Genomic DNA, 17,643 nt, shown 5'->3' on the forward strand with positions numbered 1-17,643 from the left:
TTGACGAATCACCGCGGCGGCGGGTTTGAGCAAGTGCAAATCCTGCCGCCGGCTGCGACCGGATATTACCAGCCGATTGTCGCCGCCATGCGTCCCGCTGCCTGAGCTGCCCACCCGCTGCATCGAGACTACGCAGCCGCTGCCGGCCGCGCCGGCAGCAATATCTCCACCGCATGCTCGCGCTTGTCGTCCACCAGCGCAACCGCGGCCTCCGTCTGTATCGCGCCGTCGACCTTGATGTAGCTGGCGACGCCATCGGCGACACCCTGGTGCAGCACAATCTGATAGATGGTGTCGCGATAGCGGTAGGCCAGGCGGCAGGATGTCCAGTTGTCCGGCAGGCAGGGCGCTATGTGCAGCTTGTCGCCGGCCAGGCGCAGGCCGAGCAGCGATTCGACGATCAGGCGATACATCCATCCGGCCGATCCGGTATACCAGGTCCAGCCGCCGCGGCCGACGTGCGGTGCGCCGGCGTAGACATCGGCGGCAACCACGTAGGGTTCGACCTTGTACCTGGCGATCTTGCTTGCCGTCTTGCCGTGGCCGAGCGGATTGATCAGCCGCATCAGTTCCCAGGCGCGTTTCTGGTCGCCCAGCTTGGCGAAGGCCATCACGGTCCAGATCGCCGCGTGGGTGTACTGGCCGCCATTTTCGCGCACGCCGGGGACGTAGCCGCGGATGTAGCCGGGATTCTGGTCGGATTTGTCGAACGGCGGATCGAGCAGCTGGATGATGCCGTCCTTGCGCCGCACCAGGCGCTCGTCTACCGCCTGCATCGCCATCAGGCTGCGCTGCGGATCGCCGCCGCCTGACAGCACCGACCAGCTTTGCGAAATCGAATCGATCTGGCATTCGACATTCTTGGCCGAGCCGAGCGGCGTGCCGTCGTCGAAATAGGCGCGCCGGTACCAGGCGCCGTCCCAGCCGTTGGCGGCGATGTTTTTCTTCAGCTTCGCGGCTTCAGCCCGGCAGCGCTCGGCGAAGGCCTGGTCCTGGCGGCCGGCGGCGATTTCGGTAAAGCTGGTCAGTACCTCGTACAGGAAGAAGCTGAGCCAGACGCTTTCGCCTTTGCCCTTTTCGCCGACCTTGTCCATGCCGTCGTTCCAGTCGCATGAACCCATCAGCGATAGCCCGTGCACGCCGAAGCGCAGGCCGTGTTCGATGGCGCGCACGCAATGGGCGTACAGCGTCGCCACTTCGCTGGAGCGGCCCGGCAGGTCGTAGTAGGAATCTTCATCCGGGTTCACCGCCCGTCCTTCAAGGAAGTGCGCGGTTTCGTCCAGCACGGTAGTGTCGCCGGTGCTGCTGACATAGCGATGCACCGCCAGCGGCAGCCACAGGAAATCGTCGGAACAATGGGTGCGGACGCCGCGGTCGGTGGGCGGATGCCACCAGTGCTGGGCATCGCCTTCGATGAACTGGTGGGCGGCGCACAGCAGCAGATGCTCGCGCAGCAGCTGCGGCTGGCTGTGCACCAGGGCCATGGCGTCCTGCAGCTGGTCGCGGAAGCCGAACGCGCCGCCCGACTGGTAGTAGCCGCTGCGCGCCCACATGCGGCAAGAAATCACCTGATACATCAGCCAGCCGTTGGCCAGCAGGTTCAGCGCCGGGTCCGGCGTCTCTATCTGTATTGCGCCCAGGGTGCGCTCCCAGAACGCATGGACCGCTTGCAATGCCGTTTGCGCCGCAGCTGCGCCGCGGTGACGCTGCAGCAGCTCGCCCAGGTTGCTGTGGCGGCTATCGGCGACCCCGAGCATGAACACGATATCGCGCTGCTGGCCGGGACTGAGCTCGAACTGCTGCTGGATCGCGGCGCACGGATCGAGCCCGGCGCCGACCTTGCCCGACAAGCGTATCCGTTCCATCGCCGCCGGACTTTGCAGGGAACCGTTGCGGCCGATGAATTCGTAGCGGTCGCCGCTGACGCTGCGGGTGGCGGCGTCGACATCGAAGAAGGCGGTGCGCTCGGGGAATTCGGTGTTGTAGGGATTGCGCGCGAGCAGGGCGCCGCTGGCAGGGTCGATTTCGGTGACGATATGCATCACCGACTTGGGGCGCAACTCGCCCAGCACCCACTCGGCATAGCCGGTAGCGGACAGCTTGCGCACCCCATCCGATTCGTTGCGCACGCACAGCACCGAATATTTGACCGGGGCATCGATAGCGACATAGACCGTCAGTTCAGAGACGATGCCTTCCTCGATATGTTCGAAGACGCTGTAGCCGAAACCGTGGCGCGTCACATACTCGCCGGCGCCGCGGCGCGGCAATGGCGCCGGCGACCAATAGTGGCCGCTTTCTTCGTCGCGCAGGTAGAAGGCTTCGCCGCCGCTATCGCTGACCGGATCGTTGGCCCATGGAGTCAGGCGGAATTCGTGGGCGTTCTCGCCCCAGGTGTAGGCTTGTCCGCTTTCGGAAATCACGGTGCCGAACTGCGGATTGGCGATCACGTTGCTCCATGGCGCCGGCGTGGTTTGCGTGGCCGAGGTGGCGATGACATATTCGCGGCCGTCGGCGCTGAAGCCGCCGAGGCCGTTTGCCATGAGCAATGGGCGGTTGGCCAGCGCCAGCCCGTCGGGCACGTTGAGCGCTTGCGGCCTGAGTGTCGGCGTCAGGCGCGGCACCCGGATTTCCATCAGGTCGCGGCGGCTGATCTGTTCGGCCAGCGTGCCGCGGCTGTCGGTCAGGACCACCCGCGCCACGGCCTGGAACAGAATCCGGTCTTCGTCGGAAATCTGGTCCACCAGCCGCAGGAAAATGCCGCCTGGGCGGTCGATCGCATTGGCGCCGGTGACCGAGGAAATCAAGCCCATGATCTGTTCCTGCAGCAGCTGGCGGTAGCCGGCATGGTCTTCGTTCCAGATCACCAGGTCGACCGCCAGTCCTTTCGAGCGCCAGTAGGCATGGGCTTGCACCAGCTGCCGCACCAGTTCGATATTTTCCTGGCTCTTGATCTGCACCAGCACGATCGGCAGGTCGCCGGAAATGGCGTAGCCCCACAGGCCGGACTGGCCGCGATGATTGCGGATCAGCACGCTGGCGTCGGCGCGCAGCAGCGGATTGACAAAGATCACCGAATTCGCCAGGCGGCCATACAGCTGGGCATCGGCCTCGCTGGCGTTGAGCTGGCGCAGCACCACCTGGCTATGCGGCCAGGACAGTTCGACCACGCGGTCGGCCAGATGGCGGTCCTGGTATTTTTCGATCAGGCCGAGGCAGATATCGCGCGAGTCGCCGATGCCGGTCACCATGTCGACGGTGACCACCTGTTCCGGCTCCAGCGTGATCTGGCAGCGGATCGCCACGATCGGATCGAGCACCGGCCCGGCGCTGCCGCCCAGGGGGCCGGGCTTGCGCATGGCTTGCGGCGCCGTGACGGTGCTGCCGCGGCCGATGAATGCCATGCGGTCGGTCTCGTACGATACCGCATCCAGTTCCGCGCCGTGGATCGCCATCAGGTGGAACATCCAGGGCATTTTCTCGTTCATGGAACGCGGCCGGCGGGTGCACAGGATGGCGCGTTGCGGACCGAGGATCTCGGTCTGCACGAACAGGTTGCTGAAGGCCGGGTGGGTGGCGTCGGCCGGCGCAGGCGCCAGCACCACCTCGGCATAGCTGGTGATGTCGAGGGTTCTCTGTGTGCGCGAGCGGTTGATGATGCGGGTCCGGCGCAACTCGATATCGTCTTCCTGCGACACCACGATCTCGGTGTGCATGTCGAGATTGTTGTCGCGCCGGCGGAATTCCGCCCGGCCTTCGGAAAAGATCACCTCGTAATTCCTGGGCGGCGCCAGCGTCGGCTGGTAAGCGGTCGACCAGAAGTAGGCGCTGTCTTCGTTGCTGCTTTCGTCGACGTCGCGCACGTAGCAGAAGGCGCCCCAGTTGTCGCGCGTGCTGTCTTCGCGCCAGCGGGTGACCGCCAGGTCGTTCCAGCGGCTGCGGCTGCCGCCGGCGCTGGTGACCATCACATGGTAGCGGCCGTTCGACAGCAGCTGGATTTCCGGCGTGCGCGGATCGGGACGCTGCAAGACGCGCATCTGTATGCCCTGGTCGCCGCCCGCGGTGCGGATATCGGCCAGGTCGGAGGTGTTGGAATAAGTCGCGCTGGCTTTGGGCACGCGTTCGTGCAGCAGGGACATGGTGGCCTGGAACAGGGGATCGGATTCGAAGCGCTTTTGCATGGGGCGGTCGAGCAGCAGGTAGGCCAGCGCCAGGAATCCCATGCCCTGGTGATGCGCCATGAAGGAGCGGATCACGGCATTGTTCTGTCCGCGCGGCAGGCGCGATGGCGTGTAGTCGATGGCTTCAAAGAAGCCGTACTCGCCTTCGAACCCTTCCGCCGCCAGTTGCTGCAGGTTGCTGCAGGCCTGTTCCGGCGCCACCATCAGCGCCATCATCGAGGCGTAGGGAGCGATCACCAGGTCGTCGCCCAGGCCGCGCTTGAAGCCCAGGCCCGGCACGCCGAACGCGCGGTATTGATAGTTGAGGCTGGCATCGAAGGTGTGGTAGCCCGATTCCGAAATGCCCCACGGCACGTTGCGCTGGGCGCCGTATTCGATCTGGCGCTTGATGGCGGAGTCGTAGGTCTGGTCCAGCAGGGTATTGGCGAAAGTCGGCATCACCAGCAGCGGCATCAGGTATTCGAACATCGAACCGCTCCACGACAGCAGGATCGGCTCGCCGCCGGCGATGGTCAGCTGGCGGCCGAGGGCGAACCAGCTTTCCTGCGGCAGCTGGCCCTGGGCGATGGCGATGAAGGTCGTCATGCGGGCTTCCGAGGCCAGCAGGTCGTAGAAGCTGAGGTCGCGCCGGCGTTCGCTGACGTTGTAGCCGATCGCCAGCAGATGGGTGGCGGGATCGTACAGGAAACCGTACTCCATCCTGGCGAACTCTTCGGCCTGGGTCGCCAGCTGCTCGATCAGCAGGATGTTTTCACTGGCGCGCCGGCTGCCTTCGGCCAGCAGGCGCTGCAGCGCGGACAGGCGTTCGATCTGCAGCGCGTTGCCGTGCTCGGCCAGCTTTCTTTCAAATTTCCCGGTCAGCTCCGTATGCATGCGCGCCAGCTGGCGCAGGGTCGGGATCTGGTCGAGCTCGGGAAAGTCGTCCAGCCACTCCGCCGGCGCCAGCATCCGGCTCCATGGCGCCAGCTGATCGAGTTCTTCCTGCGCTTCCCGGCACTGGCTGGCGAGTGCGCGCGCCCAGACGTTGAGCTGGGTATCGGGCACGGTGTCGAGCCCGGCAACAAAACTGGTCGCGCAATGGCTCAGGCGTTGCAGGAAATCGTGGGCCACGGTCAAGGTGGCAGGAGTGGACTGGCAGGCCGAATCGAGATCCTTTTCGAACTGGACCAGCTTGGCCAGCGGACCGCCGCCGGCGGTGTCGCGCAGGATTTCATACGTATCGCGCAAGCCCGGAAAGACGCGCGCGCCGATGATCGCGCTGTCCAGCAAGCCTTCCAGGCCGGGGCGCAGCGTCAGCAGATGCCCGGCCAGATTGCCGCTGTCCACAGTCGAGACATAGATGGGATGCAGCGGTCTCAGGTATTGGGTGTCGTACCAGTTGTAGAAATGGCCTTGGTAGCGCTCCAGGGCGGCGAGGGTCTGAAAGGTGTTCTGGGTGCGTATGATCAGCTGTCCCGCCGGGATGTAGCCAAAGTCGTAGGCTGCCAGGTTGGCCAGCAGCGACAGGCCGATATTGGTCGGCGAGGTGCGCCGCGCCACCACGGCGACCGGGTGTTCCTGGACATTGTCCAGCGGCAGCCAGTTGTCTTCCGGGCCGACATAGGTTTCAAAGAAAAGCCATATCTTGCGCGACAGCGAGCGCAGGAATTGCGTTTGCTCGCTAGTCAGCTGCGCCTGGCGGCGGCCGACAGGCTGGCTGATCCACCAGGCGATGAAGGGCGACGCCAGCCATAGCAGCAGGATAGGAGCGGCGGCTGGCAGCGCCAGCGGCCGGGCCACGCTCAGGTAGACGCCCGCCGCCGCGGCGATGGCGGGGGCGATCCACATGTCGCGATAATAGGACAGCAGGCCGTTGCCGGACTGGCGGCTGGTTTCGCTGGAGGGTTGCCATTCCAGCAGTTTCCTGTGCGAGACCAGTATCCGCCACTGGGTGCGGATCACGGCGTCGAGATTGACGGCGGCTTCATAGGGCAGAAAAATCAGCGTTAGCGCCGCATGGCTGAAATGCTGACCGGCGGCTTTCAGGGTGGCGGAGAAATGCTGGCGCAGCAAGACGTCGGCAGGCTTGCGCAGCAGGCTGATGATGCTGGCGCAGATCGATGGAATCAGGATGATCGCCAGCACCGCGCAGCTCCAGAACCAGGCCGATGGCAGCAGCCAGCCGGCCAGCAGCAAGGCCGTCAGCGCAAACGGCACCATGCTGCGGCGCAGATTGTCGAACAGCTTCCAGCGCGACAAGGCGGACAGCGGATTGCGGTGGCGCAGGATCCTGCCGCTCGCCGCATCGCGCGCGCCCGGCACGCTGGGCAGCAGCCAGGAGGCGATCTGCCAGTCGCCGCGTATCCAGCGATGGCGGCGGCGGACGTCGGCGCTGTAGCGGGACGGATATTGCTCATACAGCTGGACGTCGCTCAGCAGGCCGGCGCGGGCATAGCAGCCTTCCAGCAGATCGTGGCTGAGTACGCGGTTTTCCGGCATGCGGTTGCCCAGCACCTGCTCGAAGGCGTCGATGTCGTAGATCCCCTTGCCGACGAAAGAGCCTTCGCCGAACACATCCTGGTAGACATCCGATACGGTGCGGGTGTAGGGATCGATGCCGATCTCGCCGCCGCACAGCAGTTCATAGCGCGACGCCGAGGCGCTCGGCAGGCTGACCGCCACCCGCGGCTGCAGGATGCCGTAGCCGTCGACCACCCGTTCGCGGCTGGCGTCGTACAGCGGCCGGTTCAGCGGATGGGCCATGGTGGCGACGAACTGCCTGGCGGCGTCGCGCGGCAATTCCGTATCGGTATCCAGCGTGATGACGTAGCGGACGTTGCTGAGGCCGTCGGTATCGCCGGCAATCAGCGAATAGGTATCTGCTTCGCCGCCGCGCAGGAAGGCGTTCAGGTCGGCCAGCTTGCCGCGTTTGCGTTCATAGCCCATCCATGTCTTTTCCTGCGGGTTCCAGCGCCGCGGACGATGCAGCAGCAGGAAGCGGTCGTCATGGGCTTTGCTATATTCCTTGTTGTATTCCTTGCTATATTCCTGGCGGTATTTCTGATTCAGCTCGGTAATATTGTTATTGATATGTTCCAGCAGGCTGTCTTCGCCCGCCAGATTTTCGCTGTCGGCATCGGCGAAATCGGTGAGCAGGCAAAAGCGCAGGTTGTCATCGCGATTGGCGAGGTAGCGCACTTCCAGCGTTTCGGTCAGCTCGTCGATGTTTTGCCGGGTGAACAGCATGGTGGGCACCACCACCAGCGTACGCGACTCACGCGGTATGCCTTCCGAGAAATCCATGCGCGGCAGCGGCCGCGGCACCGTGATCAGCGTGGCGAGCCAGTTGACCATGGCCAGCGCCAGCTGGCTGGCGGCGAGCAGCGAGATGATCGCCAGCCCTGCCAGCAGCCAGTCGCCGGCGCCGTCGGTATAAGCCTTGGCAAGCACCAGGCCAGCCACCAGCAGGCTCAGCAGCAGGATGCTGGCGAGGTACGCCGCCAGCGGCGAATCGCGGCCGGCGCCGCGCAGCCGTTCCGGCAACGGTGGCCGGTAAGCGGCTGCCGCCTCTAGCTGCGGCAAGCCTTTGTCAATCAGATAATAGCCGACATGGCTGCTGCGCGTTTCGCTGTCGCCGGGCTGCATATTGGCTGCCGCCAGCTGCAACGCCTGCTGCGCTACTTCGATTTCGGACATGCGGCTGTGCTTGGCGAGCTTTTCAACCACATGGCGGTAGCAGTCGCGCGTGGCGAAATCCATGCGAGCATAAATATCGCCCGGATCCTTGCGCAAGATATGGTCGACCACGCTCATGGTTTCGACGAATTCGCGCCAGTCCATGGCGCTCAGGAAGCGCAGGCTGCCGATGCTGTTGCTGATCGAGACCTGGTCGGCGGCCTGATGCTGGGTTTCGGATTGGACCAGCTGTTCAATGGTGTGGCCGGATTCGTTCAGGCGCTGCGACAGCCAGGTCATGGGCAGCGTCAGCGCCGGGCTTTGCCCTTGCAGGCGCCGCACCAGCTCGGCTACGAATGAGCTGTCGAGCGGCGGATTGGAGCGCGCCATGTCGGCCACCAGCAGGATCAGGTTGCCGGGATCGTTCTCGGCGCTTTCCGCCATCGCGTCGGCCCAGGATTCTGCCAGATTGCGGTTGAGGCGGGTCTGCGCCAGGTGGGTGGCGACCCGCCGCAGGTTCTCGATCAAGGCCAGGCGCAGCATGATGGGAATCGCCCACAGCTCGCCCAGCGTCAGCGGCGTCACCTGCTGGTAGGCGGCGACGAAGCGGCTCAGGTTTTCCGGATCGACGCGGCCGTCGCCATGCGAAATGGTTTCCAGCGCGATATCGTACACGCGCGGGCGGCCGGCGGAGTTGCCGCGCAGCAGGCGTGGCAATTCGCGGCTGTAGTTTTTCGGCAGGTGCCGTTTTGCGGTGCGGATCTGTTCTTCGATCAGATAGAAATTGTCGAGCAGCCATTCCGCCGCCGGCGTCACCTGGCGGCTGCTCTTGATGGCCTCGGTCAGTTGGCTGCAGGCATCGATGATGACGGTTTCGTTCTCGGCCAGGCGCGCCAGCAACTGGTCGCGGCCGCGTTCAGGGCTGAGCTTGTGCGCATTGGCCAGGATCCGGCCGTGCTGCTCCATTTGCAAGGCGCTGAACAATTCGGCGCGCAAGGGCAGTTCGTCATCGTCCCGGCCGCCGCCATTATCCGAGCGCAGCGCGGTTTTAACCCCGAGCAGGTAATCGAATACGGATTTGTGGTCTGTTTTCAATTTGGATATTTCTATTTTTATAACGAAAGGGAACCGGATCGCAGGGCGCGGAAGAGTTTGCAGTGATCTGGTTCTGGCCCTGCTGGATATCGCTTCTGGCAAGCGGCAGGGCGCCGCGTCAGGAGAAGACGTTCGACAGGGGGCGGTAGAGATTTGGCCCGTGGGAGATATGCGTAAGTACTGGCTGTTGCAGCGCGGATTGCTGACCTGCGGACCGTCCTACGTTTTACAGATTAGCAGATTCTCGGACGAAGCTCCAAGCAAGCGCCTGGAGTTCGCCCGGAAGCGGTTAGCGGGCCGGCACCACCACCACGGTTTCGCCACTGCCCTTGGCGCCGGTGCTGCCTCGGGCTCCTGTGCTGCCGGTTGCACCGGTATAGCCGGTAGCGCCTGTGTCGCCGGTCGCGCCGGTATCGCCTGTGGCCCCAGTGCCGCCGGTGGCGCCGGTATGGCCGGTTTGCCCGGTGTAGCCGGTAGCGCCGGTATATCCGGTGGCGCCGGTTGCTCCCGGAGGACCGGCAGGACCTGCCGGCATGGTAAAGCAGCCCGCTAATGCGAACGTCGACAGGGCGGCGATAAAGTATGCTGGATATTTCATGATGATTTCCTTTGTGTAGCCTATCGAAACTACCCACGGTATTGTGTGCAGTGATCCAGATTTGATCAGTCTCTGGCGACCAGGATCGCGTCGGCGGATCAAGCCAGCGCTACTGCAAGACCGCATTTCTGCCGACCTGCACGCATAGCCCCGGGAAAGTTTCCGGCGCACTATGTATGTCGGTCAGGCTACGGCAGTTGGCCTGGCGTTTCGGTGCGCTGGGACACATAGCGCCGTCGTCTGGTGTATTGCGGACACGGCAAGACTATTTGCAGACGAGCAGCTGCTTGTGTGCGCTGCCGTACTGAATGCGGGCATTTGCGGGCCTATCCTGCATATAGCCGAGCATGATTCGGCATCAGGCGCAAGAATATTGAGCCGTCGCAATTTACTGGAGCCCAGCATGAAAACGAAAACAGTTGTCTCCGCCGTCATGGCAATGTCGCTGCTCGCGGGCGGCCTGGCGTTCGGCCAGGAACGTGACAGGCCGGCGCAGCGCTACGATCAGCAGCAGCGCAACGATGACCAGCAGCGTAACGATCAGGGCCGGCAGCCGGATCGCCGCGATTACAACGATCAGCGCCGCCAGCCGGATCGTGGCAATTACAACGATCAGCGTCGTCAGCCGGATCGCCGCGATTACGGTGAGCAGCGCCGCGACGAGCGCGGGGCCGGTCCCGACCACGCTTTCTATCGCGGCCAGCGGCTGCCGCCGGAATACCGCGACCGCCAGTACGTGGTCGACGACTGGCGCGCTCACCACCTGAATGCGCCGCCGCGCGGCTATCATTGGGTGCAGACCGGCGGCGACTATGTGCTGGTGGCGATATCCACCGGCATCATCTTGCAGATGTTGTTGGGTAACTGACAAATACAGCAACGCGCTTTTCAGCAGCAGCCCCGAGAAAATCCCCCGCACGCATTTGAGCGCGGGGGATTTTGCTTTATGCCGCCGCTGCATAGAGGAGTCGCGTTATTGTTCAAGTGTCATGAACATGGTCAGCACACACAGCTTGCCGATGTCTGGCCGTTACCCTGAATCAAGGTTAAAACCAGTGCTATGTGCGTCAGCGTACCGATCTTGCAGCGCATAAGTCATATAAATCTACTGTAGAGCTTTGTACTCCCATCCAGAATCGCCGAACGTATCGTGCAGCTCAGCGGCCATCATGGACAAGGAAGAAGAACACGCTGACGATATGCGTGACCTGTTGGGTTGAAATGCAGACGGCCCTGTTCATCATCAATTTCAAGGAGTTCATCTTGTTAGAGAAAAATCTGAAAGCGGTCAATCGCGATGTAAAGGTGCTGGTCCAGGATGCGCAAGCCTTGTTTCAGGCGGCCGCGGCATTGACCGGCGATAAGGCCGAGGAGCTGCGCGCACGCGCCATGCGCCTGCTGGACAGTGCTCTGGTCGCCGCGCAGGAAGCGCAAACCGTCGCTGTCGACGCCAGCAAGGAAATGGCGGATTCGGCGGAGCAGTATGTCAAGGAAAATCCGTGGCAGGCATTGGCTGCGGCGGCGGGCGTGGGATTTCTGGTCGGCGTGATCATGACGAAGAAATGATCAGGTAAACAGGTGTAAGAAAACGTGGCGCCGGTAATATATGGCGCCACGTTTTTCATTGCTGCCGGCAGCAGGCCGAGGTCATAGATGGCCGGTGAGCAGCATCACTATCAGGATGACGACGATCAGGCCGGAGATGCCGCTTGGCCCATAGCCCCAGCTGCGGCTATGCGGCCAGGTCGGCAAGGCGCCGATGAGGATGAGGATCAGGATGATCAGTAAGATGGTGCCCATGCTGTGCTCCTTGTAGAAATAATAGTTTAGAAGTTCGAAAAAGGCAGGCATCGTCTTGATGCATGTGCTTGGAATGGATAGTCCGGATTTCCGTGTATTTTCACCTTAAGGCAAAAAAACGGCGGAGTCTGTGCGCTGCCGCACTGAGTGGCAACGCCTGCGCCGACTTCATATACACTGGCCGAGGAGCAAAGGAATTTTATGGAAGATCGGCGCGCGGGTTCGCTTTTCCTGCTTTCAAATGCGAGGTTGTCGGACACGCGATTGCGCTGCAACTGTTTACAGTGGTGAAGACTGGAAAAACGTGATCTGATCGGAAGCACTTTGGCGTTTATCTGCCGCCCGGATTTTCCCTGCTACCGTCTGGAGACTGCCATGCATTCAGAAACAATTGGTGAGTACGAAATAGAATGTTCCGGGCTGCCATTGCCTGACAGCGAAGGCTGGGTCGCCAACCTGGTGATCTACGCGCCTTCCTGCAATCCCATGCATAGAAACGATATCTTCCCGTCGCAGCGGGTGGCGGTCGACACCGTCTTCGCCAGCGAGCAGGAAGCGGAAGCCGAGGCCCGCGCCTGCGCCATCGCGCTGATAGAAAAAGGCCGCAAGAAGGAAGTCCACTAAGCAAGGACAACGCAATAATCGACCGAATAAAAGACATAATAAAAGACATAAAAAACGGCAGCGGGTAACATGGCTGTCGTTGTCATATTTATTCAGCGAGGAGAGCAGGATGCAACTTGGCATGATTGGATTGGGGCGCATGGGCGCCAATATGGTCAGGCGCCTGACCAAAGGTGATCACCAGTGCGTGGTCTATGACTTGCACCCGGACGCCGTCAAGGCTGCGGTGCATCCGGGTGCGACCGGCGCTTCATCCCTGCAGGACCTGGTCAGCCAGCTGCGCGCGCCGCGCGTGCTGTGGCTGATGCTGCCGGCTGCGGTGGTGGATGAAAACCTGGCGCTGCTGCTGCCTTTGCTGGAAGCCGGCGACATCGTGATCGATGGCGGCAACTCCTATTACCACGACGACATCCGCCGCGGCGCCGAACTGAAAGCGCGCCGGCTGCATTACGTCGATGTCGGCACCAGCGGCGGCGTCGCCGGCTTTGACCGCGGCTATTGCCTGATGATAGGCGGGGAAAAGGAAGTGGTGGACCATCTGGCGCCGATTTTCGCTACGCTCGCGCCCGGCGCCGGCGCGGCGGCGCCGACTCCCGGCCGCACCGCAAGCGGCAGCAGCGCCGAGCAAGGCTATCTGCATTGCGGTCCGCATGGCGCCGGGCATTTCGTCAAGATGGTTCACAACGGCATCGAATACGGCATCATGGGTGCTTACGCCGAAGGCTTGAATATCCTGCGCCACGCCAATGTCGGCAAGCAGGGCAGCGCGGCTGACGCCGAAACCATGCCGCTGCGCCATCCTGAGCACTATCAGTACGACCTCGATCTGCCGGAGATTGCCGAGCTGTGGCGGCGCGGCAGCGTGATCGGTTCGTGGCTGCTGGATCTGACCGCCGGCGCGCTGCAGAAAGATCCGACGCTGGAAAACTACGCCGGCCATGTCGCCGATTCGGGCGAGGGCAGGTGGACCATCAATGCAGCGGTCGACGAAGCGGTCCCGGTGCCCATCCTGAGCGCCGCCTTGTTTGCGCGCTTCAGTTCGCGCGGCGAGGACGATTTTTCCAACAAAGTGCTGTCGGCCATGCGGCAAGGATTCGGCGGCCATGTAGAAAAGCCGGTCAAGCCGCAGGGCGATTAATTACAGCGCGCGGCAACCCTCAGGTTGCGCTGCGCTGTCCGACCCGCCAGGAGCCCTATCATGAAAATCAGTCCTCTGGCCGGCCAGCCGGCGCCATCGGCATTGCTGGTGGATGTGCCGAAGCTGGTCTCGGCCTACTACAGCAATATCCCCGATCCGGAGGTGGCCGAGCAGCGCGTGGCGTTCGGCACCTCGGGTCATCGCGGTTCATCCTTCGACTGCAGTTTCAACGAAGCGCATGTGCTGGCCATCAGCCAGGCGATTTGCGCTTACCGCGGCAAGCAGGGCATCAGCGGGCCGCTGTTCATCGGCATCGATACCCATGCCCTGTCGGTGCCTGCCTGCGCCAGCGCGGTCGAAGTGCTGGCGGCCAACGGCGTCGGCATCATGCTGGCCGAAGGCGATGAGTACACGCCGACGCCGGCGGTATCGCATGCGATCGTCAAATACAACCGCGGCCGCAAGAGCGGCCTGGCGGACGGCATCGTCATCACGCCTTCGCACAATCCGCCGGAAGACGGCGGCTTCAAGTACAACCCGCCGAATGGTGGCGCAGCGGATACCGATGTCACCGGCTGGATCGAGGCCGCTGCCAACGCGCTGCTGCGCGGCGGCCTCAAGGACGTCAAGAGAATGCCGCTGCAGAAGGCTTTGCGGCTGGACAGCACGCACCGTTATGACTATCTGAATACCTACGTCGACGAGCTCGACCAGGTGATCGATATGGCGCTGATCCGCGACGCCGGCATCCACCTCGGCGTCGATCCGCTGGGCGGCGCCGGAGTGCACTACTGGCAGCGCATCGGCGAGCGCTACCAGCTGAACCTGAGCGTGGTCAGTGAAGAGGTCGATCCGACCTTCCGCTTCATGACGGCCGACTGGGATGGCCGCATCCGCATGGATCCCTCATCGTCCTACGCCATGCAGCGCCTGCTCGGAATGAAAGATCGTTACGACATCGCCTTTGCCTGCGACACCGATCACGACCGCCACGGCATCGTCACGCGGAGCGCCGGCCTGCTGCCGGCCAATCACTACCTGGCGGTAGCCATCGATTATCTGTTCCAGCACCGCGGCCAGTGGCCGCAGGCGGCTGGCGTCGGCAAGACCGTGGTCAGCAGCCAGATCATCGACCGCATCGCCGCCAGGCTCAAGCGCCGGCTGTACGAAGTGCCGGCCGGCTTCAAATGGTTTGCGCCGGGCCTGAGCGACGGTTCACTCGGCTTCGGCGGCGAGGAGAGCGCCGGCGCTGCCTTCCTGCGCCTGGACGGCGCGGTCTGGACTACCGACAAGGATGGCCTGGCGCCGGCTTTGCTGGCAGCCGAGATCACCGCTCGCGGCGGCCGCGATCCTGGCGAGGTGTATCGCCAACTGGCCGGCGAGCTGGGCGATCCGCTGGCGACCCGGGTGGAAGCCAGCGCCACGCCGGCGCAAAAGAAGCTGCTGGCCGCCTTGTCGCCGCAGCAGATCCAAAGCACCGAGCTGGCCGGAGAAAAAATCCGCAGCATCATCAGCAAGGCGCCCGGCAACGATGCGCCCATCGGCGGCGTACGGGTGGCGACGGACGGCGGCTGGTTTGCGGCGCGGCCCTCCGGCACGGAAGACATCTACAAGATCTACGCCGAGAGTTTTCAGGGCGCTGAACACCTGCAGCGCATCGTGCAAGAGGCGCAGGCGATCGTCGACGCTGCCCTGGCAGCTACGCCGCAATCGCCTGCCGCAAAATGAGTCGCAGAGCGCTGAGCGAAACGGCTGAACTGGACCTGCTGCAACGCGAGTCGTTCAGCTACTTCATGCATGAAACCAATCCGCACAACGGCTTGGTGATCGATAAGACCGCGCCCGGCTGGCCGGCCAGCATCGCCGCCGTGGGGTTGGCGCTGGCAGCTTATCCGGTGGCGATAGAGCGCGGTTTCATCACGCGCGCTGCGGCGCTCAAGCGGGTGCTGGCTGCCTTGCGGTTTTTCTGGAACAGCCCGCAAGGGCCGGAACCGGATGCCAGCGGCTATCAGGGTTTCTACTATCATTTCCTCGACATGCAAAGCGGGCGCCGCGCCTGGCAGTGCGAACTATCCACCATCGACACCACGTTTTTCCTGGCCGGCGCGCTGACCGCCGGCTGCTATTTCGATGGAGCGGGCGCCGACGAGGTCGAGTGCCGCCGGCTGGCCGACGCCTTGTACCTGCGCGTCGACTGGGCTTGGGCGCAGGATGGCGGCGGCGCGGTCTCCATGGGCTGGAAACCGGAATCCGGCTTCTTGCCGAATCGCTGGAATGGTTACGACGAGGCCTTGCTGCTGTATGTGCTGGGACTGGGTTCGCCTTCGCATCCGCTGGCGCAGGATAGCTATGGCGACTGGGCCGCGGCCTACCAATGGCAGCAGAGCTACGGCATCGAATACGTCTACGCCGGCTCGCTGTTCACCCACCAGCTGTCGCATATCTGGGTCGATTTCCGCGGTATCCAGGACAGTGCCATGCGCGCCAAGGGCATCGACTATTTCGAGAACAGCCGCCGCGCCACCCTGGTGCAGCAGCGATATGCGATAGACAATCCCCGCGGTTTCGCCGGCTACAGCGAACTGTGCTGGGGCATCACCGCCAGCGACGGACCGGGACCGGCCGTGCTTGAGGTCAACGGCAGCCAGCGCGAGTTCTACGACTATGTGGCGCGCGGCGTGCCGCTTGGCCCTGACGACGGCACCATCGCGCCGTGGGTGGTGGTGTCGTCGCTGCCGTTTGCGCCGGAAATCGTGCTGCCGACCATCGATTTCTTTATCCATCAGGTCGCGCTGAAGGCAGGCAATCCGTATGGCTTCAAGTCCACCTTCAATCCGAGTTTCCCCTGCAACTGCGATAACCCTTACGGCTGGGTCTCTCCCTGGCATTTCGGCATCGACCAGGGGCCGATCATTTTAATGATCGAGAATTATCGCAGCGAAATGCTGTGGCGCTTGATGCGCAATTGCCCGTATATCGTCAACGGCCTGAAGTGCGCAGGTTTTACCGGCGGCTGGCTGGCGGCTGGCTAGCGGCTCAGCAGCGCGGAGCTATGTCCCGCCGAGAGGATGACGCGATCGCGGTCGAATCGGTACGGGTTGGCGGAATGAAGCTTGAGAAAGCGTGTCCACGATATGTAAGCCCCAGGCGCGACGCCCAGGGGCAGCTCCGGATGCCTGCTGCCGGCCTGTTGTACTGCATCTGCCTTTCGTTGTTCTCAGGATTGCGCCCGATACAGCGCCAGTTCTTCGGCCAATGCTTTCGCCATGCTCGGGCGCTGCAGCTGCCGGCCATAGTATTCCTTGACCCGCGGCCATTGCGCCAGATCGATGCCGCCATACGCAGCCCAGTTGAGCACGGTAGCCAGATAAGCATCGGCCACGCTGAAGCGCTCCAGCAGGAATTCGTGGCTGGCGAAATGCTTTTCCAGAAGACCGAGGCGCAAGGCCGCCTTGTCGCGCGCATAGGCTTTTACCGCATCGGCGGCGTGCGCATCGAGCAGCGGCACGAACAGGGCCTTGTGCAGTTCCGTGCTGACGAAGCCCAGCCATTGCTGCATCCTGGCGCGCTGCGGACGGTCCGTTGGCGCCAGCTGCGCTTGCGGGAACAGGTCCGCAACATAGGGCAGGATGGCCGTGTTTTCAGTGAGCAGATAACCATCGTCGGTATGCAGTACCGGCACTTGTCCCAACGCGCTGACAGGGTAGAAATCGGAACCATCCGGCAATTTTTTCGACTTGGTGTCGACCTGGATATAGTCAGCCTTGGCGCCGGCTTCGTACAGGGCGATGCGGGTGGCGAGCGAACAGGCCAGCGGGGAAAAGTACAGTTTCATCTGGAATCTCCATGGGTGGTTTGTTTTTGTACTATAATGCACAAAAATACCTTGGTCAATATTTTTATACTGTATGGAACAAAAAGAAAACAAGCGTGCCCGCGGCCGGCCGCGCGCCTATGATCCGGAACAGGCGCTGGACAATGCGCGCGACGTGTTCTGGCAGCTGGGCTATGGCGGCAGCTCGCTGGACGACCTCAGCGCGGCCACCGGCATGAACCGGCCCAGCCTGTATGCCGCCTTCGGCGACAAGCATGCGCTCTACCTGCAAACGCTGGAGCGCTACATCGAGCTTGGCCGTCGCGGGATGATCGAGGCGATGGCCGGCGATCTGCCGCTGGCGCAGGCGCTGCTGCGGGTATACCAGCTGGCGCTGGGCATGTATCTGCCGTCCGGCAGCGCTGCGCGCGGCTGCCTGCTGATCGGCACCGCTGCCACCCAGGCGGTCGTGGATGCCGAGGTGCGCGAGCGCCTGAGCGACGGCTTGCGCTGTTTCGACCAGGTTTTCGAAGCGCGTTTCCAGCGTGCGCTGGAGCAGGGCGAAGCGGTTGCCGCCATGGAGCCGGCGCTGCTGGCAAAGGTGGCGTCGGCGGTCCTGCATACCCTGGCGCTGCGTTCGCGCGCGGGCGACAGCCGCGCCTCGCTGGAGGCGACCGCCGCCGCCGGCATCCGGCTGATTTGCGGCCAGGCGCGCTAGGCGCAGCCGGTATCAATACCA

Annotated in this window: 11 protein-coding genes and 1 pseudogene; 7 read left to right on the forward strand and 5 right to left on the reverse strand. The window is 63.2% G+C overall.

All coding sequences use genetic code 11. The features are described 5' to 3' along the window. Nucleotides 1-128: 128 nt before the first annotated feature. Both AC07V8_RS02175 and AC07V8_RS02180 read right to left on the reverse strand, forming a co-directional pair. Nucleotides 129-8,930, reverse strand: coding sequence for a glycoside hydrolase family 94 protein (locus tag AC07V8_RS02175; RefSeq protein WP_494676854.1), 8,802 nt, complete (start codon nucleotides 8,928-8,930; stop codon nucleotides 129-131). A 289-nt stretch (nucleotides 8,931-9,219) separates the two neighbouring features. Next, complete coding sequence (locus AC07V8_RS02180) at nucleotides 9,220-9,528, reverse strand: hypothetical protein (protein WP_494676853.1); 309 nt, start codon at nucleotides 9,526-9,528, stop codon at nucleotides 9,220-9,222. 403 nt (nucleotides 9,529-9,931) lie between these two features. On the opposite strand from AC07V8_RS02180, the gene AC07V8_RS02185 reads away from it, so the two are divergent. Together AC07V8_RS02185 and AC07V8_RS02190 are read left to right on the forward strand one after the other, a co-directional pair. Continuing rightward, a complete protein-coding gene (locus AC07V8_RS02185) occupies nucleotides 9,932-10,396 on the forward strand; it encodes an RcnB family protein (protein ID WP_494676852.1) in 465 nt (154 codons plus the stop codon). A gap of 395 nt (nucleotides 10,397-10,791) precedes the next feature. Beyond that, the gene (locus AC07V8_RS02190; protein WP_494721443.1) at nucleotides 10,792-11,094 is read left to right on the forward strand and encodes an ElaB/YgaM/YqjD family protein; all 303 of its coding nucleotides are present in this window, start codon (nucleotides 10,792-10,794) and stop codon (nucleotides 11,092-11,094) included. 81 nt (nucleotides 11,095-11,175) lie between these two features. Here the strand turns inward: AC07V8_RS02190 and AC07V8_RS02195 are convergent, their stop codons facing one another. Beyond that, the gene (locus AC07V8_RS02195; protein ID WP_494676850.1) at nucleotides 11,176-11,328 is read right to left on the reverse strand and encodes a DUF3309 domain-containing protein; all 153 of its coding nucleotides are present in this window, start codon (nucleotides 11,326-11,328) and stop codon (nucleotides 11,176-11,178) included. A gap of 375 nt (nucleotides 11,329-11,703) precedes the next feature. On the opposite strand from AC07V8_RS02195, the gene AC07V8_RS02200 reads away from it, so the two are divergent. The 4 genes from AC07V8_RS02200 (at nucleotide 11,704) to AC07V8_RS02215 (ending at nucleotide 16,122) form a co-directional block, all read left to right on the forward strand. Then, nucleotides 11,704-11,952: a hypothetical protein gene (locus AC07V8_RS02200; RefSeq protein WP_098497841.1), complete on the forward strand. Its 249-nt coding sequence runs from the start codon at nucleotides 11,704-11,706 to the stop codon at nucleotides 11,950-11,952. A 109-nt stretch (nucleotides 11,953-12,061) separates the two neighbouring features. Then, on the forward strand, nucleotides 12,062-13,090 hold the full coding sequence (gene gnd, locus AC07V8_RS02205; RefSeq protein WP_494676849.1) for a phosphogluconate dehydrogenase (NAD(+)-dependent, decarboxylating): 1,029 nt from the start codon (nucleotides 12,062-12,064) through the stop codon (nucleotides 13,088-13,090). A gap of 60 nt (nucleotides 13,091-13,150) precedes the next feature. Then, on the forward strand, nucleotides 13,151-14,818 hold the full coding sequence (pgm, locus tag AC07V8_RS02210; protein ID WP_494676848.1) for a phosphoglucomutase (alpha-D-glucose-1,6-bisphosphate-dependent): 1,668 nt from the start codon (nucleotides 13,151-13,153) through the stop codon (nucleotides 14,816-14,818). Further along, the gene (locus tag AC07V8_RS02215) at nucleotides 14,815-16,122 is read left to right on the forward strand and encodes a glucoamylase family protein (protein ID WP_494676847.1); all 1,308 of its coding nucleotides are present in this window, start codon (nucleotides 14,815-14,817) and stop codon (nucleotides 16,120-16,122) included. The genes pgm and AC07V8_RS02215 overlap by 4 nt, the downstream gene beginning before the upstream one ends. On the opposite strand, the pseudogene AC07V8_RS02220 reads toward AC07V8_RS02215, so the two are convergent. After that, a pseudogene (locus AC07V8_RS02220) lies at nucleotides 16,119-16,283 on the reverse strand (thiamine pyrophosphate-binding protein); the annotation flags it as partial. The gene AC07V8_RS02215 and the pseudogene AC07V8_RS02220 sit on opposite strands and share 4 nt — an antisense overlap. Before the next feature lie 24 nt (nucleotides 16,284-16,307). Continuing rightward, nucleotides 16,308-16,925 (reverse strand): glutathione S-transferase C-terminal domain-containing protein, encoded by a 618-nt coding sequence (locus tag AC07V8_RS02225; RefSeq protein ID WP_494676846.1) that lies wholly within the window; start codon nucleotides 16,923-16,925, stop codon nucleotides 16,308-16,310. Between the two features lie 73 nt (nucleotides 16,926-16,998). Here AC07V8_RS02225 and AC07V8_RS02230 point away from each other — a divergent pair, with 73 nt between their 5' ends. Further along, a complete protein-coding gene (locus tag AC07V8_RS02230; RefSeq protein WP_494676845.1) occupies nucleotides 16,999-17,622 on the forward strand; it encodes a TetR/AcrR family transcriptional regulator in 624 nt (207 codons plus the stop codon). Nucleotides 17,623-17,643: the final 21 nt, after the last annotated feature.

The organism is Collimonas sp. GW821-FHT02H07 (genome assembly GCF_059421505.1).

Coding starts and splice junctions, on each gene's coding strand:
- AC07V8_RS02180 (WP_494676853.1), bottom strand. CDS start 9,528: ATGAAATATCCAGCATACTTTATCGCCGCCCTGTCGACGTTCGCATTA.
- AC07V8_RS02185 (WP_494676852.1), top strand. CDS start 9,932: ATGAAAACGAAAACAGTTGTCTCCGCCGTCATGGCAATGTCGCTGCTC.
- AC07V8_RS02195 (WP_494676850.1), bottom strand. CDS start 11,328: ATGGGCACCATCTTACTGATCATCCTGATCCTCATCCTCATCGGCGCC.
- AC07V8_RS02200 (WP_098497841.1), top strand. CDS start 11,704: ATGCATTCAGAAACAATTGGTGAGTACGAAATAGAATGTTCCGGGCTG.
- gnd (WP_494676849.1), top strand. CDS start 12,062: ATGCAACTTGGCATGATTGGATTGGGGCGCATGGGCGCCAATATGGTC.
- pgm (WP_494676848.1), top strand. CDS start 13,151: ATGAAAATCAGTCCTCTGGCCGGCCAGCCGGCGCCATCGGCATTGCTG.
- AC07V8_RS02215 (WP_494676847.1), top strand. CDS start 14,815: ATGAGTCGCAGAGCGCTGAGCGAAACGGCTGAACTGGACCTGCTGCAA.
- AC07V8_RS02225 (WP_494676846.1), bottom strand. CDS start 16,925: ATGAAACTGTACTTTTCCCCGCTGGCCTGTTCGCTCGCCACCCGCATC.
- AC07V8_RS02230 (WP_494676845.1), top strand. CDS start 16,999: ATGGAACAAAAAGAAAACAAGCGTGCCCGCGGCCGGCCGCGCGCCTAT.